The 20,168-nt window shown below is 61.5% G+C and carries 21 protein-coding genes; 10 read left to right on the top strand and 11 right to left on the bottom strand.

The window, feature by feature from the left end; all coding sequences use genetic code 11:
• Positions 1 to 9 precede the first annotated feature (9 nt).
• Together fabB and AC1RR7_RS18415 are read left to right on the top strand one after the other, a co-directional pair.
• Entirely contained in the window at positions 10 to 1,230 is a 1,221-nt protein-coding gene (gene fabB / locus AC1RR7_RS18420) for a beta-ketoacyl-ACP synthase I (protein ID WP_096818004.1), read from the top strand.
• 277 nt (positions 1,231 to 1,507) lie between these two features.
• Positions 1,508 to 1,696 (top strand): hypothetical protein, encoded by a 189-nt coding sequence (locus tag AC1RR7_RS18415; protein ID WP_096818006.1) that lies wholly within the window; start codon positions 1,508 to 1,510, stop codon positions 1,694 to 1,696.
• A 96-nt stretch (positions 1,697 to 1,792) separates the two neighbouring features.
• Here AC1RR7_RS18415 and AC1RR7_RS18410 read toward each other — a convergent pair whose 3' ends face one another.
• From AC1RR7_RS18410 to AC1RR7_RS18380, 7 genes are all read right to left on the bottom strand, one after another.
• Positions 1,793 to 2,335 (bottom strand): DUF2058 domain-containing protein, encoded by a 543-nt coding sequence (locus tag AC1RR7_RS18410; protein WP_007957793.1) that lies wholly within the window; start codon positions 2,333 to 2,335, stop codon positions 1,793 to 1,795.
• Positions 2,336 to 2,361: 26 nt separating this feature from the next.
• A complete protein-coding gene (gene mazG / locus AC1RR7_RS18405) occupies positions 2,362 to 3,195 on the bottom strand; it encodes a nucleoside triphosphate pyrophosphohydrolase (protein ID WP_493158116.1) in 834 nt (277 codons plus the stop codon).
• 5 nt (positions 3,196 to 3,200) lie between these two features.
• Positions 3,201 to 5,444 carry a GTP diphosphokinase gene (gene relA / locus AC1RR7_RS18400; RefSeq protein WP_096818008.1) on the bottom strand — a complete coding sequence of 748 codons (2,244 nt, stop codon included), beginning with the start codon at positions 5,442 to 5,444 and terminating at the stop codon, positions 3,201 to 3,203.
• A gap of 124 nt (positions 5,445 to 5,568) precedes the next feature.
• The gene (gene rlmD, locus AC1RR7_RS18395; RefSeq protein WP_493158105.1) at positions 5,569 to 6,921 is read right to left on the bottom strand and encodes a 23S rRNA (uracil(1939)-C(5))-methyltransferase RlmD; all 1,353 of its coding nucleotides are present in this window, start codon (positions 6,919 to 6,921) and stop codon (positions 5,569 to 5,571) included.
• Positions 6,921 to 7,823 (bottom strand): cysteine synthase CysM, encoded by a 903-nt coding sequence (gene cysM / locus AC1RR7_RS18390; RefSeq protein ID WP_096818012.1) that lies wholly within the window; start codon positions 7,821 to 7,823, stop codon positions 6,921 to 6,923. Before cysM ends, rlmD begins: the two co-directional genes overlap by 1 nt.
• A gap of 170 nt (positions 7,824 to 7,993) precedes the next feature.
• On the bottom strand, positions 7,994 to 9,418 hold the full coding sequence (locus AC1RR7_RS18385) for a histidine kinase sensor domain-containing protein (protein ID WP_493158104.1): 1,425 nt from the start codon (positions 9,416 to 9,418) through the stop codon (positions 7,994 to 7,996).
• A complete protein-coding gene (locus tag AC1RR7_RS18380) occupies positions 9,405 to 10,127 on the bottom strand; it encodes a response regulator transcription factor (protein ID WP_493065947.1) in 723 nt (240 codons plus the stop codon). The genes AC1RR7_RS18385 and AC1RR7_RS18380 overlap by 14 nt, the downstream gene beginning before the upstream one ends.
• Positions 10,128 to 10,343: 216 nt before the next feature.
• Here AC1RR7_RS18380 and AC1RR7_RS18375 point away from each other — a divergent pair, with 216 nt between their 5' ends.
• Both AC1RR7_RS18375 and AC1RR7_RS18370 read left to right on the top strand, forming a co-directional pair.
• Complete coding sequence (locus tag AC1RR7_RS18375; protein ID WP_493065948.1) at positions 10,344 to 13,097, top strand: response regulator; 2,754 nt, start codon at positions 10,344 to 10,346, stop codon at positions 13,095 to 13,097.
• 83 nt (positions 13,098 to 13,180) lie between these two features.
• On the top strand, positions 13,181 to 14,170 hold the full coding sequence (locus tag AC1RR7_RS18370; RefSeq protein WP_102621004.1) for a 2-hydroxyacid dehydrogenase: 990 nt from the start codon (positions 13,181 to 13,183) through the stop codon (positions 14,168 to 14,170).
• Positions 14,171 to 14,180: 10 nt separating this feature from the next.
• Here AC1RR7_RS18370 and AC1RR7_RS18365 read toward each other — a convergent pair whose 3' ends face one another.
• A complete protein-coding gene (locus tag AC1RR7_RS18365) occupies positions 14,181 to 14,651 on the bottom strand; it encodes a hypothetical protein (protein WP_273538581.1) in 471 nt (156 codons plus the stop codon).
• A 133-nt stretch (positions 14,652 to 14,784) separates the two neighbouring features.
• On the opposite strand from AC1RR7_RS18365, the gene AC1RR7_RS18360 reads away from it, so the two are divergent.
• Both AC1RR7_RS18360 and AC1RR7_RS18355 read left to right on the top strand, forming a co-directional pair.
• Entirely contained in the window at positions 14,785 to 15,219 is a 435-nt protein-coding gene (locus tag AC1RR7_RS18360) for a hypothetical protein (protein WP_096818023.1), read from the top strand.
• Positions 15,219 to 15,623: an META domain-containing protein gene (locus tag AC1RR7_RS18355; protein WP_007957769.1), complete on the top strand. Its 405-nt coding sequence runs from the start codon at positions 15,219 to 15,221 to the stop codon at positions 15,621 to 15,623. The genes AC1RR7_RS18360 and AC1RR7_RS18355 overlap by 1 nt, the downstream gene beginning before the upstream one ends.
• A 39-nt stretch (positions 15,624 to 15,662) precedes the next feature.
• Here the strand turns inward: AC1RR7_RS18355 and AC1RR7_RS18350 are convergent, their stop codons facing one another.
• On the bottom strand, positions 15,663 to 16,130 hold the full coding sequence (locus tag AC1RR7_RS18350) for a TlpA disulfide reductase family protein (RefSeq protein WP_096818026.1): 468 nt from the start codon (positions 16,128 to 16,130) through the stop codon (positions 15,663 to 15,665).
• 114 nt (positions 16,131 to 16,244) lie between these two features.
• On the opposite strand from AC1RR7_RS18350, the gene arsC reads away from it, so the two are divergent.
• Genes arsC through AC1RR7_RS18335 form a run of 3 tightly spaced genes read left to right on the top strand, consistent with a single transcriptional unit; the run spans position 16,245 to position 17,618 of the window.
• On the top strand, positions 16,245 to 16,598 hold the full coding sequence (arsC, locus tag AC1RR7_RS18345) for an arsenate reductase (glutaredoxin) (protein ID WP_011335489.1): 354 nt from the start codon (positions 16,245 to 16,247) through the stop codon (positions 16,596 to 16,598).
• Complete coding sequence (gene wrbA, locus AC1RR7_RS18340) at positions 16,595 to 17,191, top strand: NAD(P)H:quinone oxidoreductase (protein ID WP_096818028.1); 597 nt, start codon at positions 16,595 to 16,597, stop codon at positions 17,189 to 17,191. The genes arsC and wrbA overlap by 4 nt, the downstream gene beginning before the upstream one ends.
• Position 17,192: 1 nt before the next feature.
• Positions 17,193 to 17,618 (top strand): DUF2069 domain-containing protein, encoded by a 426-nt coding sequence (locus AC1RR7_RS18335; protein WP_102621006.1) that lies wholly within the window; start codon positions 17,193 to 17,195, stop codon positions 17,616 to 17,618.
• A 51-nt stretch (positions 17,619 to 17,669) separates the two neighbouring features.
• On the opposite strand, the gene AC1RR7_RS18330 is transcribed toward AC1RR7_RS18335, so the two are convergent.
• Complete coding sequence (locus AC1RR7_RS18330) at positions 17,670 to 18,344, bottom strand: DNA-3-methyladenine glycosylase I (RefSeq protein ID WP_096818031.1); 675 nt, start codon at positions 18,342 to 18,344, stop codon at positions 17,670 to 17,672.
• Positions 18,345 to 18,412: 68 nt separating this feature from the next.
• Entirely contained in the window at positions 18,413 to 19,237 is an 825-nt protein-coding gene (gene ttcA / locus AC1RR7_RS18325) for a tRNA 2-thiocytidine(32) synthetase TtcA (protein ID WP_096818033.1), read from the bottom strand.
• A gap of 289 nt (positions 19,238 to 19,526) precedes the next feature.
• Here ttcA and AC1RR7_RS18320 point away from each other — a divergent pair, with 289 nt between their 5' ends.
• Positions 19,527 to 20,129 (top strand): Yip1 family protein, encoded by a 603-nt coding sequence (locus AC1RR7_RS18320; protein ID WP_053122787.1) that lies wholly within the window; start codon positions 19,527 to 19,529, stop codon positions 20,127 to 20,129.
• Positions 20,130 to 20,168 lie beyond the last annotated feature (39 nt).

The raw sequence follows: 20,168 nt of genomic DNA, 5'->3' as shown, positions 1-20,168 counted from the left end.
GTTATTCGCATGCGCCGCGTCGTTATCACTGGTCTGGGCATTGTTTCGTGCCTGGGCAATGACAAAGAGACCGTCTCCGCTAACCTGCGTGCAAGCCGCCCTGGCATCCGGTTCAACCCGGAATATGCCGAAATGGGTCTGCGTAGCCAGGTTTCCGGCTCCATCGACCTCAACCTTGAAGAACTGATCGATCGCAAGATCTATCGCTTCGTCGGTCACGCTGCGGCTTACGCCTACCTGGCCATGAAAGACGCCATCACCGACTCCGGCCTGACCGAAGAGCAGGTGTCCAACCCGCGTACCGGCCTGATCGCAGGTTCCGGTGGTGCGTCGACCCTGAACCAGATGGAAGCGCTGGACATCCTGCGCGAGAAAGGCGTCAAGCGCGTCGGCCCATACCGTGTAACGCGGACCATGAGCAGCACCGTTTCGGCGTGCCTGGCCACTCCGTTCAAGATCAAGGGCCTGAACTACTCCATTGCTTCTGCCTGCGCCACCAGTGCTCACTGCATCGGTACCGCCATGGAACAGATCCAGATGGGCAAGCAGGACATCGTGTTCGCCGGTGGCGGTGAAGAGGAGCACTGGAGCCAGTCGTTCCTGTTCGACGCAATGGGCGCCCTGTCCAGCAAGCGCAACGACACCCCGGAAAAAGCCTCCCGTGCCTACGACGCCGACCGTGACGGTTTCGTCATCGCTGGCGGTGGCGGCATGGTCGTGGTCGAGGAGCTGGAGCACGCTCTGGCCCGTGGCGCGAAGATCTACGCGGAAATCGTTGGCTACGGCGCGACGTCCGACGGCTACGACATGGTGGCTCCAAGCGGCGAAGGCGCTATCCGCTGCATGCAGATGGCAATGTCCACTGTCGACACCCCGATCGACTACCTGAACACCCACGGCACTTCGACTCCGGTCGGCGACGTCGCGGAAATGAAAGGTGTGCGTGAAGTGTTCGGCGACAAGGCCCCGGCCATCAGCTCCACCAAGAGCCTGTCGGGTCACTCCCTGGGCGCCGCCGGCGTTCACGAAGCGATCTACTGCATGCTGATGATGGAAGGCAACTTCATCGCCGGTTCCGCCAACATCGACGAACTGGACCCTGAAGTGGCCGATCTGCCGGTGCTGACCAAGACCCGCGAAAACGCCACCATCAACACCGTGATGAGCAACAGCTTCGGCTTCGGTGGCACCAACGCCACCCTCGTGCTGAAGCGTTGGGAAGGCAAGTAATTCCCTTCCGCTGAGCCGCACATGAAAACGCCCCGACTGGTTCGGGGCGTTTTTTTTCGCCTGGAGAAAAGCGTTTTTCAGCAGCGCCAAGATGAAACTTCTGTCATGCAACTTACTGCCCTGCGACCGAATGTCGCGTATTTGGCGGGCTCCAGCACTGTTGCAGATTTCGCAAGGATACATTGCACGAATCGAGCGTTTACTTAGCAGGCTAACAAATTCTATAACAGAGGCCTGCACACGCCTTGCTGCAGATAACAGAGATTGGAGCTAGCAGATGACTGTAAAAGTAACTGAACGCGACGATTCACACATGTCCCATGAAGGCGTAGCCGCCGGTGTACGGATCTGGGATGTGCATCAACAAGACTTGCTGGTCGGCATGTTCCACAACGAGATCGACGCCCACAACTACAAGGCCGAACTGGAACTGCTCGAACGGCAACGTGACCAACGCTCTGCCTGAATCAAACCACAGCATTGAAAACGACAAACCCCGCCATGAGCGGGGTTTGTCGTTATTGGGCGTTTCAGCGCAGCTTCACAGCCCGGCGGGACCCGTTTACCACATCAGATCATCAGGGATCACATAAGCCGCGTACGGATCGTCCTCGGCATTTACCTCTTCAACCTTCTCGTTGAGCTGCACGATGCGCTGTGGATCGCGCTCCTGAATCTTCAGGGCCGCCTCACGAGGAATCACTTCGTAGCCGCCAGCATGGTGCACGATCGCCAGCGAACCGCTGCTGAGCTTGTTGCGCATCAGCGTGTTGACCGAGATGCGCTTGACCTTCTTGTCGTCGACGAAGTTGTAGTAGTCCTCGGTGGTCAGCTTCGGCAGACGCGAGACTTCGATCAACTGCTTGACCTGCGCGGCGCGGGCCTTGGCCTCGGCCTTCTCCTGCTGCTGACGGTTCAGCTCCTGGTCGCGCTTGACCTTCTCGGCCTGAGCTTCCTGGGCAGCGCGCTGCTGGGAGTCGTCCAGTTCGATCTGGCCTTTGTGGGCCAGACGTTGTTGTTTCTGCTTGTCTTTGCTGACCTGTTTGGCCTGCTTTTGGTTGACCAGTCCTGCCTTGAGCAACTGGTCGCGAAGGGAAAGGCTCATTGATGCTTACTCACTTGGGCAACGGCTCAGCCGCAGCTGGGCAAATTCTTTTCCTGACGTTTGGCTTCACCCCACAGGGCGTCCAACTCTTCGAGGGTGCAATCTTCTATGGGTCGGTGGGTGTCGCGCAATGCCTGTTCGATAAATCGGAAACGTCTTTCGAACTTGCCATTGGCGCCACGCAGCGCGGTTTCCGGATCGACCTTCAGATGCCGGGCCAGATTGACCACGGAAAACAGCAGGTCGCCGATCTCGTCGGCCACCGCTTGCGGGTCATTCTCGGACATGGCTTCGAGCACTTCATCAAGCTCTTCGCGCACCTTGTCCAGCACCGGCAACGCGTCCGGCCAGTCGAAACCGACCTGCCCGGCGCGCTTCTGCAACTTGGCCGAGCGGGACAATGCCGGCAACGCGGCGGGCACATCGTCGAGCAATGACAGTTGCTGCGGCGCGGCGGATTTCTCGGCGCGTTCTTCGGCCTTGATCTCCTCCCAGCGCTGCTTGACCTGCTCTTCGTTCAGGCGCGGCACGTCCAGCGGCGCATACAGATCACCGGTGGGAAACACGTGCGGATGACGACGGATCAGTTTGCGGGTGATGCTGTCGACCACACCGGCAAACTCGAACCGCCCTTCTTCCCGCGCCAGCTGGCTGTAATACACCACCTGAAACAGCAGATCGCCCAACTCGCCCTGCAAGTGATCGAAGTCGCCGCGCTCGATGGCGTCGGCGACTTCGTAGGCTTCCTCGAGGGTGTGCGGGACGATGGTCGCGTAAGTCTGCTTGATGTCCCACGGGCAACCGAACTGCGGGTCGCGCAGACGGTTCATCAGGTGCAACAGGTCTTCAAGGCTGTAGATCGATTTCATGGAGTCCGGTTACGCCGCGTCTCGATGATGTTCGGCAACTGGGAAATCCGCCCCAGCAACCGCCCCAGTGCGTCCAGCCCCGGAATCTCGATGGTCAGGGACATCAGCGCTGTGTTGTCCTCCTTGTTCGAGCGGGTGTTGACCGCCAGCACGTTGATCCGCTCGTTGAGCAGCACCTGCGAGACGTCACGCAGCAGACCGGAACGGTCGTAGGCGCGAATGACAATGTCCACCGGATAGGTGAGCACCGGCACCGGGCCCCAGCTGACCTGGATGATCCGCTCCGGCTCGCGCCCGGACAGTTGCAGCACCGAGGCGCAGTCCTGACGGTGAATGCTCACGCCGCGGCCCTGGGTGATGTAACCGACGATCGCATCGCCCGGCAACGGCTGGCAGCAGCCGGCCATCTGGGTCATCAGGTTGCCGACGCCCTGGATCTGAATGTCGCCGCGCTTGCCCGGCTTGTAGCCGGTGGCCTTGCGTGGAATCAGTTCCAGCTGTTCGTTGCCGCGCTCCGGCTCGACCAGTTGTTGCGCCAGGTTGACCAGTTGCGCCAGACGCAGGTCGCCGGCCCCGAGGGCGGCGAACATGTCTTCGGCGGTTTTCATGTTGGCCTTGTCGGCCAGCTTGTCGAAATCCACCGCCGGCAGACCGAGGCGATTGAGTTCGCGCTCGATCAGGGTCTTGCCGGCTGCGACGTTCTGATCGCGAGCCTGCAACTTGAACCAGTGAACGATCTTCGCCCGCGCCCGGGACGTGGTGACGTAACCGAGGTTCGAGTTCAGCCAGTCGCGGCTCGGCGTACCGTGCTTGCTGGTGATGATCTCGACCTGCTCGCCGGTCTGCAGGCTGTAGTTGAGCGGGACGATCCGCCCGTTGATCTTGGCGCCGCGGCAGTTGTGACCGATTTCAGTGTGCACGCGGTAAGCGAAGTCCAGCGGCGTCGCGCCCTTCGGCAAATCGATGGCGTGGCCGTCCGGGGTGAAGATGTAGACCCGGTCCGGTTCGATATCGACCCGCAACTGTTCGGCCAGACCACCGATGTCGCCCAGCTCTTCGTGCCACTCGAGCACCTGACGCAGCCAGGAGATTTTCTCTTCGTAGTGGTTCGAGCCGGACTTGACGTCGGTGCCCTTGTAGCGCCAGTGCGCGCAGACGCCGAGCTCGGCCTCTTCGTGCATCGAATGGGTACGGATCTGGACTTCCAGCACCTTGCCTTCCGGACCGATCACCGCGGTGTGCAGCGAGCGGTAGCCGTTCTCTTTCGGGTTGGCGATGTAGTCGTCGAACTCTTTCGGAATGTGCCGCCACAGGGTGTGGACGATGCCGAGCGCGGTGTAGCAGTCGCGCATTTCCGGCACCAGCACGCGCACCGCACGCACGTCGTAGATCTGGCTGAACTCCAGACCCTTGCGCTGCATTTTGCGCCAGATCGAATAGATGTGCTTGGCCCGGCCGCTGATGTCGGCGTCGACGCCGGTGGCCTGCAATTCGTCCTTGAGCTGCGTCATCACATCGGCGATGAAACGCTCGCGGTCGAGCCGCCGCTCATGCAGCAACTTGGCGATCTGTTTGTATTGGTCGGGTTCCAGGTAACGGAAGGACAAGTCCTCCAGTTCCCATTTGATATGACCGATGCCGAGTCGGTGGGCGAGCGGCGCATAGATGTCGAAGACTTCCCGGGCGACCCGGTTGCGCTTTTCGTCGTCGGCAGTTTTCACCGCGCGGATCGCACAGGTGCGTTCGGCAAGTTTGATCAGTGCGACGCGTACGTCGTCGACCATCGCCACCAGCATCTTGCGCAGGTTTTCCACCTGGCCCTGAGTGCCCATCACCATCGATTGGCGAGGACTGAGGCTGGCGCTGATCGCGGCCATGCGTTGCACGCCGTCAATCAGTTTGGCGACCACCGGACCGAAGCGCTGGCTGACCGCTGCCAGTTCGATCTGGCCTTCGCGCACGCCACGGTAAAGCACCGCCGCGACCAGCGAATCCTGATCCAGCTTGAGGTCGGCAAGAATCTCCGCGATTTCGAGGCCGGTGCTGAAACTGCCGCTGCCTTCGGTCCAGAGATTCTTGGCCGCATTGGACTGTTGCTCGGCCTGTCGAGCGAACTCACAGGCCTCTTTCAAGGCTTCGCGATCCAGTGCCAGATCGACACTGACCGCATGATCGAGCCAAGCCTCGAGATTGATACTGCCGTCGGTGTTGATCGGCTGGTGTGCTCTCACCTGTACCATCTTGCTTTACCTTCCCTACGACGCAGATTCAATGCGTCAAATCACTGACCTGTATTGCCCGTTCGCACTCGCGGGGCTAAGACGAGCGCTACACGGGCGGACCAGTCGGATCAGACGAGCCATCCTAGCTCGCTTCAAATAACGCCATGGCCTCGACATGTGCCGTCTGAGGAAACATATCGAGAATCCCGGCACGTTTTAACCGGTAGCCCTGCTTGATCAATTCGACCGTATCGCGCGCCAGAGTTGCAGGGTTGCACGACACATAAACCAACCGCTCGGCACCCAGGGTCGCGAGCTTGCGCACCACCTCGAAAGCACCGTCACGCGGTGGGTCCAAGAGTACCGCAGAAAAGCCGTTTCCGATCCACTCGGCATCGGTCAAAGGCTGGGATAAATCGGCCTGAAAAAACTTTGTGTTATGCAAATTGTTGCTAGCGGCATTCGCCGCGGCGCGATCGACCATGGTCTGCACGCCTTCGACCGCTACTACTTCGCGCACAGCTTTGGCCAGCGGCAAGGCAAAGTTGCCGAGACCGCAGAACAGGTCGAGCACGCGCTCATCGGCGGTCGGTTTCAACCACTCCAGTGCCTGGGCAACCATGGCTTCGTTGACCCCGGCATTGACCTGGATGAAATCTCCCGGCCGCCAGGCCAGTTCCAGATCCCACGGTTCCAGGCGATAGCCCAGCGACTGCGTGACATCGACCGGTTGCGGCCCGTCTTCGCCGTGCAGCCACAACTGCGCCTGATGGAATGCGCAGAAATCCTTGAGGATCGTCAGGTCAGCCTCGGACAGCGGCGCCATGTGACGCAGCAGAACGGCCAGGGACGAACCACTGAACAATTCCACATGACCCAGCGCCTGAGGTTTGCTCAGGCGACGGAGCATCTCCGGCAAACGGGTCATGATCGGTTGCAAGGGCTGTACCAGCACCGGGCATTCGCTGATCGCCACGATGTCCTGGCTACCGGCGGCGCGGAAACCGACTTCGAGCGTTTTGGCCTTGCTGTCCCAGCGCACGGCCACCCGGGCGCGGCGACGGTAGCCGAATTCCGGACCGGTCAAAGGTGCAGCCCATTCTTCAGGCTCGACACCGGCGACCCGCGAAAGCTGTTCGGCGAGCATGCGCTGTTTCAGGGCAAGCTGTTCGCCGTGGGGCAAATGCTGAACGCTGCAACCGCCGCAGCGACCGGCGTGCTGACAAGCGGCCGGACGACGCAATTCGCTTGCGGTGAACACACGCTCGGTACGCGCCTCGACCACTTTGCCGTGGGCGCCCAGTACCCGCGCCTCGACCTCTTCACCCGCCAGGGCGCCGAGGACAAACCAGGTTTTACCTTCAAAAAACGCGATGCCGCGACCGTCATTGGCGAGGCGCTCGATCTTCAAGCGCTGCTTTTTGCCGGTCGGGATTTGCGGGGCCTTGCTGCCGCCGGTGGGCTGGAAGCGCAGGCCTCTCTCGTGCTTGGCCATCAGTTGGGCGCGTCGAAAATGCCGGTCGACAGGTATCGGTCGCCACGGTCACAGATGATCGCGACGATCACCGCGTTTTCAACTTCTTTGGACAGACGCAGCATCGCTGCCACCGCACCGCCCGAGGACACGCCGCAGAAGATGCCTTCTTCGCGGGCCAGACGACGGGTGACGTCTTCGGCTTCGCTTTGCGCCATGTCGACAATGCGATCGACACGATCAGCCTGATAGATCTTCGGCAGGTATTCCTGCGGCCAGCGGCGAATGCCGGGAATGGCCGAGCCTTCCATCGGTTGCAGGCCGATGATCTGCACGCTGTCGCTCTGCTCTTTGAGGTAGCGCGACACGCCCATGATGGTCCCGGTGGTCCCCATGGAGCTGACGAAATGAGTAATGGTGCCCTGGGTCTGGCGCCAGATTTCCGGGCCGGTGGTGGTGTAGTGCGCTTCGGGGTTGTCGCCGTTGGCGAACTGATCCAGCACCTTGCCACGGCCTTCGGCTTCCATCCGCTGGGCGAGATCGCGAGCGCCTTCCATGCCCTCTTCCTGGCTGACCAGAATCAGCTCCGCGCCGTAAGCGGTCATCGCCGCCTTACGCTCGGCGCTGGAGTTGTCCGGCATGATCAGGATCATCTTGTAACCCTTGATCGCGGCAGCCATCGCCAACGCGATCCCGGTGTTGCCCGAGGTCGCTTCGATCAGCGTATCGCCGGCGTGGATCTGCCCGCGCAACTCGGCACGGGTGATCATCGACAGCGCCGGACGATCCTTCACCGAACCCGCAGGGTTATTCCCTTCGAGCTTGAGCAATAGGGTGTTGCTGGTGACACCGGGCAGGCGCTGCAAACGCACCAGCGGCGTGTTGCCGACGCAATCGGCGATGGTTGGGTACTGCAAGGTCATGGCGTTTTTCGCAATCCGGACAGCGGGGGCGCCTATCATACCGGCAAACCTGCGCGGCCCATATCACGCAAAGTGTGGTGCTTATGGTTTCTTGGAATAAGCAGTAAAAGTCGCGCCGGTGGTGCGACTTTTTAAAGAGTGTCAGCAGTGCTGACACTTTCTTGTACCGCTCACACAATCTGCGGGCGATTCATGTCCACTGTGGGAGTTGGCTTGCCAGCAAAGGCGTCGGGAGTGGCGGAGCTATCATCGGCCACCAACCGCAAATTCAATCGCAACCCTGACTCGCCGTTCTCAGCCCAAAGGCTCCCGCCCTGCCGCTGCACCGCATTCCTCGCAATGCTCAGCCCCAAACCAAATCCACCGTCCCCCGGCCGCGAGCCGTCGAGTCGGGTGAACGGCGAGAAGATCCGCTCCAGATCCGCCTCGGCCACACCGCCGCCCTCGTCCTCCAGCCATAGATGCCAGTAGTCCCCGTCACGCCGGCCATCCAGCCGCACGATGCCGCCCGCTGGCGAATGCCGGATCGCGTTGCGCAGAATGTTTTCCAGCGCCTGGGCCAGGGTATTGAGATTGCCGCGCACCCAGCACGATGCATCCACCGCACATTGCAACTGGCCCACCGGACAGCAACTTTCGTAACAGGCGTTTTCCGTGAGCATTTCCCACAGGGCCTGGATCTGGATCGCCTCGTCCGGCAGTGGTGCGCGTTCGGTTTCGAGCCAGGCCAGTTGCAGGGTGTCTTCGACCAACCGCTGCATGCCATCGACTTCGCGGCCAATGCGTTCGCGCAACGGCAACAAACCCTGCTCGCTTTCGCTGGCCACCCGCAGGCGACTCAGAGGCGTGCGCAATTCGTGGGACAAGTCGCGCAACAATTGCTGTTGCAGAGCAACGGTCGATTGCAGGCGTTCGGACATCGAGTCAAAAGCCCGGGCCAGTTCGCCGAGTTCGTCCGGGCGCTGGGTGATGCCGCTCGACAGACGCACATTCAATTGATCGGCACGCCACGCGTTGGCCTGCTCGCGCAGGTTGTTCAGCGGCACCACCAGCAAGCGATACAGGCCCACGCACAGCAACAGGGTGAACAGGCCGGGAATCACGCCGTTGGTGATCACTCGCCAGAACACTCGGTATTTGCCCGGCAGGAATCGCTCAGGCAACTCGATGACCAGGCTGCCGGCGGAGGGTTCTGCGGGAAATGGAACACGCAGCCACGGCCGGCCTTTCTTGTGAATCGGCCAGTCGAGCCCCCGCAGAAAGGTCAGGTGCTGGATTTCCTTTTCGTTCAATGGATCACGGCTCAGCGACTGCAAGTTGCCGTCGATCACACCGACCCAACCAGCTTCGCGCAATTCCATGCTCTGCAACCAGCGGTCGACGCCGTCACGCTGATCGCGCCGCCAAGCCGCTTCGGCTTCGGCGGCATAACGCGTGAGCGTGCCGCGAGCCTCGTCGGAGAGGAACTGATTGCGCTCCTCCATATAACGGCCCCAGGACCAGCTCAGCCAGATCATCAACAGACAGAACGCCACCAGCAGACAGGCCAGTTTCCAGAACAGCGAATGCCGACCCGGAAGTTCAGACACCCTCATCGACGGCGCTCAGAACGTAGCCCTTGCCCCACACCGTGCGCACTTCCCGCTCGGTGTAGCCGATCGATTTGAGTTTGCGGCGGATCTGGCTGATGTGCATGTCGAGGCTGCGGTCGTGGGCCGCGTAACCGCGCTGAAGTACATGCTGATAAAGGAAGGCCTTGCTCAATACCTCGTCGTCATTGCGATTGAGGGTTTCCAGCAAGCGGTATTCGCTGCGGGTCAGGCCGGCCGGTTGATTGCAGTAAGACACTTCGCACTGCTCGTCGTCGAAGTGCAGACCGCCCGCCGCCACCGGCTCAACGCTGACGGCCGGGCGCCGATCGAGAGCGACCCGACGCAAGATCGCTTCGATCCGCACGTGCAGCTCCGCCATGCTGAACGGCTTGGGCAGATAGTCGTCAGCCCCCAGGCGAAAACCGCTGATGCGATCGGCCTCGGCCCCCAACGCCGACATCAGCAACACTGGCGTGGAATGACTCTGGCGCAGTTGCGTCAGCACGTTCAGACCATCGAGGCCCGGCAACAGAATGTCCATCAACACCACATCGAACGGCTGGCGCCGGGCAATGCTCAGGCCTTCGCTGCCGTTCTGGCACCAGGTGACCTGGAAGCCGCTGCGCCCCAATTGCTCGTGAACATAGGCACCGAGCACGGGATCGTCCTCGATGGAAAGAATGCGTGGCTGGCCAACAGAGACAGGAGTCATGACTATCTGCAAATAATTCTCAGTTGGGCGATTATTCAAGATTGCCCGCCGCCCGGCAACCCAAGGTTGACCTGTCGGACAAATGACCGGTGCCGAAACGACGGATCGCGACATGATTTTTCCCGGGAATGCCCACAAGCAAATCGCTACACTGCGCCCATGCCGCGTGCCGGAAGCACGCAAGAGTCAATGATCAGCGGGATGCAGGAGATAGGCGTGCTCAAGAAACTGGGAATCAAAGGTCGCGTGTTGTTGCTGACCCTGTTGCCGACCAGCCTGATGGCACTGGTGCTGGGCGGCTATTTCACCTGGACGCAGCAGTCCGACCTGCAGGCCCAATTGATGCAGCGCGGCGAAATGATCGCCGAGCAACTCGCTCCGCTGGTGGCACCGGCCATGGGTCACGGCGATTCCGATCTGCTCGAGCGCATCGCCACCCAGTCCCTTGAACAGCCGGACGTGCGCGCGGTGACCTTCCTCGCACCCGACCGCTCACCACTGGCCCACGCCGGCCCGACCATGCTCAACCAGGCCCCCAGCGGCGACAGCACGCAACTGCTGCGGCGCAGCGGCAATGACGCCACCCGTTATCTGCTACCGGTGTTCGGCAAGCATCGCAACCTCGCTGGCGAACTGATCCCTGAAGAGTCCGACCGCCTGCTCGGCTGGGTCGAACTGGAACTCTCGCACAACGGCATGTTGCTGCGCGGTTACCGAAGCCTGTTCGCCAGCCTGCTGCTGATTGCGGCGGGACTGGCCGGCGCCGCACTGTTGGCCCTGCGCATGGGCCGCACGATCAATCGCCCGATCAGCCAGATCAAACAGGCGGTCGCGCAACTCAAGGACGGCCATCTGGAAACCCGCCTGCCGCCCCTCGGCAGTCAGGAACTGGATGAACTGGCGTCCGGCATCAACCGCATGGCCGGCACCCTGCAAAACGCCCGGGAAGAATTGCAGCACAGCGTCGACCAGGCCACCGAAGACGTGCGTCAGAACCTGGAGACCATCGAGATCCAGAACATCGAACTGGACCTGGCCCGCAAGGAAGCGCTGGAAGCGAGCCGGATCAAGTCCGAGTTCCTCGCCAACATGAGCCACGAAATCCGCACACCGCTCAACGGCATTCTCGGTTTCACTCATCTGTTGCAGAAAAGCGAGCTGACCCCGCGCCAGCTCGACTATCTGGGCACCATCGAAAAGTCCGCCGACAGCCTGCTGGGGATCATCAACGAAATTCTCGACTTCTCGAAAATCGAAGCCGGCAAACTGGTGCTCGATCATATTCCGTTCAACCTGCGCGATCTGTTGCAGGACACCCTGACCATCCTCGCCCCCGCTGCCCACGCCAAGCAGCTGGAACTGGTGAGCCTGGTCTATCGCGACACGCCGCTGTCGCTGGTCGGCGATCCGCTGCGGCTCAAGCAGATCCTTACCAACCTTGTGAGCAACGCGATCAAGTTCACCCGCGAAGGCACCATCGTCGCCCGCGCGATGCTCGAAGAAGAACACGAAGACAGCGTGCAACTGCGCATCAGCATTCAGGACACCGGCATCGGCCTGTCGAACCAGGACGTGCGCGCCTTGTTCCAGGCCTTCAGCCAGGCTGACAACTCGCTGTCGCGTCAACCCGGCGGCACCGGTCTGGGGCTGGTGATTTCCAAGCGCCTGATCGAACAGATGGGCGGCGAGATCGGCGTCGACAGCACCCCGGGCGAAGGCTCGGAGTTCTGGATCAGCCTGAGCCTGCCCAAGACCCGCGACGATGCCGAAGACCTGCCCGCCGCACCGCTGCTCGGCCGCCGGGTAGCGGTACTGGAAAACCACGAACTGGCGCGTCAGGCGTTGCAGCATCAACTGGAAGACTGCGGGCTCGACGTCACGCCGTTCAATACCCTGGAAAGCCTGACCAATGGCGTCACTGGCGCCCACCAGACCGATCAGGCCATCGACCTCGCCGTGCTCGGCATCACCAGCAACGACATGCCGCCGGAACGACTCAACCAGCACATCTGGGACCTCGAACACCTCGGCTGCCGGGTACTGGTGTTGTGCCCGACCACCGAACTGACGCTGTTCCATCTGTCGGTACCCAACCCGCACAGCCAGCTCCAGTCCAAACCGGCCTGCACGCGCAAACTGCGCCGGGCACTGTCGGACATGGTCAACCCGCGCCAGACGCGCAGCGAACCCGGCGAACCGCTGTCGAGCCGTGCACCGAAAGTGCTGTGTGTCGACGACAACCCGGCCAACCTGTTGCTGGTGCAGACCCTGCTCGAAGACATGGGCGCCAAGGTGCTGGCCGTCGAAAGCGGCTACGCGGCGGTCAAGGCTGTGCAGAGCGAAACCTTCGATCTGGTCTTGATGGACGTGCAGATGCCAGGCATGGACGGGCGTCAGAGCACCGAGACGATCCGTCAGTGGGAAAGCGAACGCCATTGCACACCACTGCCGATCGTCGCCCTCACCGCCCACGCCATGGCCAACGAAAAACGCGCACTGCTGCAAAGCGGCATGGACGACTACCTGACCAAGCCGATCAGCGAACGGCAACTGGCCCAAGTGGTGCTGAAGTGGACAGGACTGGCATTGCGCAATCAGGCACCGGACCGCAACAGCGAAAGCCTGGCGGGCCATCAGGACCTGCCGGTACTCGACCAGGAAGAAGGCCTGCGTCTGGCCGCCGGCAAGGCGGATCTGGCAGCGGACATGCTGGCCATGTTGCTGGCGTCCCTTGAGGCCGACCGCGAAGCGATCCGCAGCGCCCGCGACAGCCACGACCAGACCGGCCTGATCGAGCGGGTGCATCGCCTGCACGGCGCCACCCGCTACTGCGGCGTTCCGCAATTGCGCGCGGCCTGCCAGCGCAGCGAGACCCTGCTCAAACAGGAAGACCCCAAGGCTTCCAGCGCTCTGGATGAACTGGAGCGGGCGATCAATCGTCTGGCGGCGCAGGCGAAGATCAGCGCCTGATCCACGGCAATGCCGATCAACGCCGACGCGGCTAAAGTGGTCGCGGGTGATTCGCGCCCGCGTCGATGCTTCAGGAGGATTGCATGCGCACGATCGTTTTCAGCAGCCAGACCTACGACCGCGACAGTTTTCTCGCCGCCGACTGCCCGGCCGGCATCGAGCTGCACTTTCAACCGGCCCGACTGAGTCTCGACACGGCACCGCTGGCCGACCGGCACGAAGTGGTCTGCGCCTTCATCAACGATGACCTCAGTGCTCCCGTGCTGGAACGTCTGGCGGCCGGCGGAACCCGGCTGATCGCCCTGCGCTCGGCGGGTTACAACCATGTCGACCTGAGCGCCGCCAAACGCCTGGGACTGGTCGTCACGCGCGTACCGGCCTACTCGCCCCACGCGGTGGCCGAGCATGCGGTGGCGCTGATTCTCGCGCTCAATCGCCGACTGCACCGAGCCTACAACCGCACCCGCGAAGGCGATTTCAGCCTGCACGGCCTGACCGGTTTCGATCTGGTGGGCAAGACCGTCGGCATTGTCGGCACCGGTCAGATCGGCGCGACGTTCGCGAAAATCATGCACGGTTTCGGCTGCGAGTTGCTGGCCTTCGACCCGTATCCAAACCCGGCCGTCGAAGCCCTGGGTGCGCGCTACCTGAGCCTGCCGCAACTGCTCGAACAATCGCAGATCATCAGCCTGCACTGCCCGCTCAACGAGCAGAGCAAACACCTGATCAACCGTGATTCGCTGGCGCACATGCAGCCGGGCGCGATGTTGATCAACACCGGCCGCGGTGGTCTGGTAGACACCCCGGCGCTGATCGACGCCCTGAAGGACGGTCAACTGGGTTATCTGGGACTGGACGTTTATGAGGAGGAAGCGCAGCTGTTTTTCGAAGACCGCTCCGACCTGCCATTACAGGACGATGTGCTGGCACGGCTGCTGACTTTTCCCAACGTGATCATCACCGCGCATCAGGCGTTCCTGACCCGCGAGGCGCTGGGCGCGATTGCCGCCACCACCCTGCACAACATCGCGACCTGGGCGGCAGGAACGCCGCAGAACCAGGTCGAGGGCTGACAATCGATCGTCAGGCCGGAGGCGGAGTCGGGGTAATCGCTACGCATAAAATCAGTAGCGCCAACCAGCCGAAGCCAAACAGTCGCTGCTTGAGGGAATGGCCCCGGCGCAGCAGGAACCAGACAAAGATGATCGGCATCAGGAACGCCATGACCTTCAGCCAGCCCTCCACCGGGCGAGAGCCATCGGCATTCAACTGAAGTTCGACCGCTTGTTCGGCCTGTTGCCGGCGCCGGCGCCCAGCGGCGGCGGGCATTACTTTCGGCGCCGGGGCTGGAGTGGAAGCGGATTCTGCGACGAAAGCGTCGGCAACCGCCTTGTTCCGGGGCAGACTGCCAAAGGAAATCGTTGATGTCGCGGTGGCCGGTCGGGTCGCCTGCAGCGGTGCATGTTTCCCCGTCATCGGAGCCCCGCAATGAATGCAGGTCTTCGCTTCGGGGCTGATGCTCCGCTTGCATTCATAACATTCGATCAGCGCCATGTTCCGTTCCTTAGAGATGAAGGCGGCAGTGTGCCACGACTGTAGTGTCGATTTGAACCGGATCGAAGGTCGCAAGCGCGCGTTATTCTGCAATCAAGCCCGTGCTAGCATGTCGCGCATATTTGGAGGACCCATGGTCGAACACGATTTCCGCTACACCCTGATGAACCCGCAACACACCCTCACCGAATGCCGCGCCCTCGTACCGGGCCGTTATCAGGTTACCGGCAACGGTGGCTCGATCCGTATCGGCGACGTGCTGGTCGTGACCCTCAAAGGCAGCAAGGACTTGTCCATGCGCCTGACCGTCGACACCGTCCGCCACCTGATCAACCCGCCGGGTCAATGGACCGCGATGACCACCGGCCCGGTGTTCGGCGAACTGGCGATCCACACCTGGCAGGTCAACTGCGACAGCTGCGCCAAGGAACTGAGCTTCGAATTCGCGGTGGACGCCAAGCTCGGCAAACCGGCAGAAAAACCGGCCGCCACGGCGCGTATCGCCGAACTGGGCTGGAAAGCCGTCGATGACAAGCACCTGTGCCCGAAATGCCAGGAGCCGGTGTGATGAAACACCTGGCCCTGACCGCCGCTGTCGGCGCCGGCCTGATGGGTTGCGCCGCGGAGCCTGTGCAACTGCAACAGAACCGCAGCTACATTCTGGAGTGGATCGGCGAACGGCCACTGATGGACTACAGCCACCTGACCGTGACCCTGGGCGATGATGGCCGGGCGTATGGCAATGGCGGCTGTAACCATTGGTTCGCGCCTTACACCCTGGAAGGCGACAAGCTCAGCTTCGGCAAGATCGGCAAGACCCGCAAACTGTGTGCCCCGGCGCTGATGGAGCAGGAGCAACGCTTCCTCCAGGCGCTGGAGCACGTGGAGCGCTGGGATATCTCGCCAATCGAGCAGATGCGTTTCTGGCCTGCCGAGGGCAAGCCATTACGCTGGTGGCTGGAAGAAGGCTGAGCCTTCCAATCGTTCCCACGCACAGCGTGGGAACGATCCTCAGTTGGCCGCCTTCAACGCCTCAAGCTTCGCCATCACCCCCGCCGCCGTCTGCTCGCCCATCAACTGTTCCCGCACCTTGCCCTTGTTGTCGATGATGTAGGTCACCGGCAAGGCCTCGCTGCGCGGCAGTTCGAACAAGTCCGCCGGATCCTGCGCCAGCACGGTGAACTTGATGCCGAGTTTCTCGCTGGCACCTTTCAGTTCTTCGCCCTGCACGTTGTCGAAGTTGACCCCGAACACACCGATCTTCTTGCTCTTGAGCTCGTCCGCCAGATGATTGAGTTCCGGGATTTCCGTGCGGCACGGACCGCACCATTCGGCCCAGTAATTGAGCACGACCCATTGTTTGTCCAGACGCTCGGACGCCACCTTCTGCCCGTTCTGGTCAATGCCGTAGTCGTTACCGCAGCCCCCCAGCATCAACGCCCCGATGATCGTCAATGCCGCTGCCAGTCGCCGTGTCATGTCATGTTCCTTGTCAAAAATTGAATGCGCCTGCGACCCATCGCCTCCCAAGGTTCTGGATTGCGCGCTGCACAGTTAGAATAGCCGCCACTCTACGCAAGAAGCGACCCGCCCATGACCGATCTGACGCTTTATCACAACCCGCGCTGCTCGAAATCCCGCGGTGCGCTCGAACTGCTCGAAGCCCGTGGCCTGACACCGAACGTGGTGCGCTACCTGGAAACGCCGCTGGACGCCGCGCAGATCAAGGCCCTGCTCGGCAAGCTGGGGATCAGCGCACGGCAACTGCTGCGCACCGGCGAAGACGAATACAAGACCCTGAACCTGGCCGATGCCAGTCTCACCGAGAAACAATTGATCGAGGCCATCGCGGCGCATCCCAAGTTGATGGAGCGCCCGATTCTCGAAGCCGGCGACAAAGCCGTGATCGGCCGTCCACCGGAGCAGATCCTGGAGCTGTTGCCGTGAGTGCGCCGTACATTCTGGTTCTGTATTACAGCCGCAGCGGCTCGACCAACGAGATGGCCCGGCAGATTGCCCGTGGCGTTGAACAGGCGGGCCTCGAAGCGCGCCTGCGCACCGTGCCGGCGATCTCCACCGAGTGCGAAGCCGTGTCGCCGGACATTCCTGATGAAGGCGCGCTGTACGCCACGCTGGATGACCTGAAGAACTGTGCCGGCCTGGCCCTTGGCAGCCCGACCCGTTTCGGCAACATGGCCGCGCCGCTCAAGTACTTCCTCGACGGCACCAGCAACCTGTGGCTGACCGGCGCGCTGGTCGGCAAACCGGCTGGCGTGTTCACCTCCACCGCCAGCCTGCACGGCGGTCAGGAAACCACGCTGCTGTCGATGATGCTGCCGCTGCTGCACCACGGCATGCTGATCACCGGTCTGCCCTACAGCGAGTCGGCGCTGCTGGAAACCCAGGGCGGCGGCACGCCTTACGGTGCCAGCCATCACGCCGGGGCCGATGGCAAAAGCGGTCTCGATCAGCACGAAGTGGCGCTGTGCCGCGCACTGGGCGCACGCCTGGCCAAAACGGCTTTGAAGCTGGGGAACTGAGATGGCGAAAAAGCCGAAAATCCTGCCCGCCGTCGAATGGCTGGAGCCACGGGTAAGGGCAATGCGGGTCGTCAGTCTGCTGTGTTTCTTTGGATTGGCCGGACTGCTCGCCGCTTATTACCTGCTGTTCGCCGACTTGCATGGTGCGCGGCCGTGGGTGATTCTGCTGATCGAGCTGATCCCGTGGATCGTGCTCGCACCGGGCATGATCATGGGCAGCGCCCGCGGGCATTCGTGGATGTGCTTCGTGGTGAACCTGTATTTCATCAAGGGCGCACTGGCGGCGTATGACCCGAGCCGGCAGCTGTTCGGCGTGCTGGAGATGATCGCCAGTCTGGCGGTGTTCTGCTCGGCGCTGCTGTATGTGCGCTGGCGGTATCAGCTGAACCGCAAACTGGCCGGCGAAGGCGAAGTCTCCGTCGCCTGACAGCTGTCCCGAGATCGTTCCCACGTTTAGCGTGGGAACGATCACTCGGTCTCAATGATTGACGGTATACGCCAGCATCATCGATATCTGGCTCATCGGTCGCCCGCCGCTTTCTTCATGCCACTGGTTGAACGCGCTCTGCACCGTCGCCAGATCCCGCAGACTGCTCGGCACCTTGTCGACGATCTTCTGTGCATTCAACGCCGCGACCACGTCGTAGCTCGGCACGAACGTGTCCTTGCCAACCATCCGCAGAAAGCGTGGCGCCGACAGCCCGCCCAATTGATGGCCGTGCTTTTTCAGGTAGGTCCACAGGCCAACGATATCGGTCACCGGCCAGTCGGCGAGCAACGCGCCGAAACTGCCCTTCTCTTTCTCGACGTCCAGAATGAACTGCGCATTGCGCGGCACACTTTTGAGTTTGCCCAGGTGGCGGATGATCCGCGCATCCTGCATCAGCCGCTCAAGGTGTTCGGCGCTCATCAGCACGACTTTTTCCGGGTCGAACTTGAAGAATACTTCCTCGAAGGCCGGCCACTTGGCGTCCACCAGACTGTGCTTGAGCCCGGCGCGAAATACCCGCAGGGCCATGGTCGAGAGATAACGGTCGTCGCTGATCTGGCGCAGTTGCGCCGGGGTCTTGGGAACGGGCAGATGGGCTTCCAGTTCAGCCGCCGAACCGAAGCGGTTCAGACAGTATTCGTGCAGCCACTTGTAATCGCGCATGCCCTCTCCTAGAAAACGAATTGAAAACGGCGCCCGCGAGCGCCGTTTTTTTCAAGCGATCGGATCGCTTACAGGTTCACCACGTTGACGAAACGCGAAGCGGCGGTTTCATCAATCTTCAGGCTGGTGAAGTCGAACAGATTACGGTCAGCCAGCTGCGACGGGATCACGTTCTGCAGGCTGCGGAAGATGCTTTCGGTACGACCCGGGGTCTTGCGTTCCCAGTCCTGAAGCATTTCCTTGACCACCTGACGTTGCAGGTTTTCCTGGGAACCACAGAGGTTGCACGGAATGATCGGGAATTGCTTGAAGTCCGAATAGGCCTGGATGTCTTTCTCGTTGCAGTAGGCCAGCGGACGGATCACCACGTTGCGCCCGTCGTCGGCACGCAGCTTCGGCGGCATCGCCTTGAGGGAGCCATTGAAGAACATGTTGAGGAAGAACGTCTCGACGATGTCGTCGCGGTGATGACCGAGGGCCATTTTGGTCGCGCCGATTTCGTCGGCGAAGGTGTACAGCGTGCCGCGACGCAGGCGCGAGCACAGCGAGCAGGTGGTCTTGCCTTCAGGAATCAGCTCCTTGACCACCGAGTACGTGTCTTTCTCGACGATGTGGTACTCGATGCCCAGCTCTTTCAGGTAGGCCGGCAGCACGTGCTCGGGAAAGCCCGGCTGCTTCTGGTCCATGTTCACGGCGACGATCTCGAACTTGATCGGTGCAACCTTCTGCAGGTGCATCAGCACGTCGAGCATGGTGTAGCTGTCCTTGCCCCCGGACAGGCAGACCATGACCTTGTCGCCGTCTTCGATCATGTTGAAGTCGGCGACCGCTTCGCCGGCCAGGCGGCGCAGGCGCTTTTGCAGTTTGTTCTGGTTGACCGTAAGAGTGCCCATGACGCGAAATCCGTGAGGTGTGACGAAAGGCGGGCATTTTACGCAAAAACACCGGGGTTGTGGCCACAGGTTGTCGCCCCTTCGATTGCCCGTCTGCACAGACCCCGACGCGATTACCCCGCCGGTTTACAGCGCGATTTGCTCTAAGACCCTAATACCTGTGCGGTTAAGACCTTCCTATACTGCGACATAAGGTCGCACACAATCTGAAGACCTGTATTTGCTCGGCCACATTGGCCCGTAGGCGCTCCGCTGGGGGGCGATGGCAATAACGAGAGGAGTGACTGGCATGATCCATCACGTAGTGGGACTTTTTACCCACCCCGATCAGGAATGGAAGGAAATCCGTGGCGACCAAGAGGAAAGCATCAGCCACATGTACCTGACGCACACGCTGATTCTGGCGGCGATCCCCGCTATTTCGGCTTTTATCGGCACGACTCAGGTCGGCTGGGTGATCGGTAACCGCGCGCCGGTGATGCTCACCGTCGAAAGCGCGATCTGGATGACCGTCATGTCGTACCTGGCGATGCTCGGCGGGGTCGCGGTCATGGGAGCCTTCGTGCACTGGATGGCCCGTACCTATGACGCCAATCCGAGCCTGGCCCGTTGCGTCGCGTTTGCCACCTACACCGCGACACCGTTGTTCGTCGGCGGGCTGGCGGCGTTGTATCCGCATATGTGGCTGGGGATGATCGTCGGCACGGCGGCCATCTGCTACACGGTGTACCTGCTGTATGTGGGTCTGCCGACCTTCATGAACATTCCGTCTGACGAGGGATTCCTGTTTTCCAGCTCGGTGCTGGCGGTGGGTCTGGTGGTGCTGGTCGCCATCATGGCGTTTACCGTGATTGTCTGGGGACTGGGCGTGGGGCCCGTCTACACCAACTGACGACCGATCCAACCCGAGAAGAACAAGATCCGCCAACAC

It is taken from the genome of Pseudomonas sp. GW821-FHT11G12 (assembly GCF_058808055.1).
Note: the sequence above shows the minus strand (reverse complement) of the source record. Positions and strands in the feature narration are given on the sequence as shown.

Bases quoted from the DNA above. Each gene is read 5' to 3' on its own strand.
- fabB (WP_096818004.1), top strand. From the start codon at position 10: ATGCGCCGCGTCGTTATCACTGGTCTGGGCATTGTTTCGTGCCTGGGC.
- AC1RR7_RS18415 (WP_096818006.1), top strand. From the start codon at position 1,508: ATGACTGTAAAAGTAACTGAACGCGACGATTCACACATGTCCCATGAA.
- AC1RR7_RS18410 (WP_007957793.1), bottom strand. From the start codon at position 2,335: ATGAGCCTTTCCCTTCGCGACCAGTTGCTCAAGGCAGGACTGGTCAAC.
- relA (WP_096818008.1), bottom strand. From the start codon at position 5,444: ATGGTACAGGTGAGAGCACACCAGCCGATCAACACCGACGGCAGTATC.
- rlmD (WP_493158105.1), bottom strand. From the start codon at position 6,921: ATGGCCAAGCACGAGAGAGGCCTGCGCTTCCAGCCCACCGGCGGCAGC.
- cysM (WP_096818012.1), bottom strand. From the start codon at position 7,823: ATGACCTTGCAGTACCCAACCATCGCCGATTGCGTCGGCAACACGCCG.
- AC1RR7_RS18385 (WP_493158104.1), bottom strand. From the start codon at position 9,418: ATGAGGGTGTCTGAACTTCCGGGTCGGCATTCGCTGTTCTGGAAACTG.
- AC1RR7_RS18380 (WP_493065947.1), bottom strand. From the start codon at position 10,127: ATGACTCCTGTCTCTGTTGGCCAGCCACGCATTCTTTCCATCGAGGAC.
- AC1RR7_RS18370 (WP_102621004.1), top strand. From the start codon at position 13,181: ATGCGCACGATCGTTTTCAGCAGCCAGACCTACGACCGCGACAGTTTT.
- AC1RR7_RS18365 (WP_273538581.1), bottom strand. From the start codon at position 14,651: ATGGCGCTGATCGAATGTTATGAATGCAAGCGGAGCATCAGCCCCGAA.
- AC1RR7_RS18360 (WP_096818023.1), top strand. From the start codon at position 14,785: ATGGTCGAACACGATTTCCGCTACACCCTGATGAACCCGCAACACACC.
- AC1RR7_RS18355 (WP_007957769.1), top strand. From the start codon at position 15,219: ATGAAACACCTGGCCCTGACCGCCGCTGTCGGCGCCGGCCTGATGGGT.
- AC1RR7_RS18350 (WP_096818026.1), bottom strand. From the start codon at position 16,130: ATGACACGGCGACTGGCAGCGGCATTGACGATCATCGGGGCGTTGATG.
- arsC (WP_011335489.1), top strand. From the start codon at position 16,245: ATGACCGATCTGACGCTTTATCACAACCCGCGCTGCTCGAAATCCCGC.
- AC1RR7_RS18335 (WP_102621006.1), top strand. From the start codon at position 17,193: ATGGCGAAAAAGCCGAAAATCCTGCCCGCCGTCGAATGGCTGGAGCCA.
- AC1RR7_RS18330 (WP_096818031.1), bottom strand. From the start codon at position 18,344: ATGCGCGATTACAAGTGGCTGCACGAATACTGTCTGAACCGCTTCGGT.
- ttcA (WP_096818033.1), bottom strand. From the start codon at position 19,237: ATGGGCACTCTTACGGTCAACCAGAACAAACTGCAAAAGCGCCTGCGC.
- AC1RR7_RS18320 (WP_053122787.1), top strand. From the start codon at position 19,527: ATGATCCATCACGTAGTGGGACTTTTTACCCACCCCGATCAGGAATGG.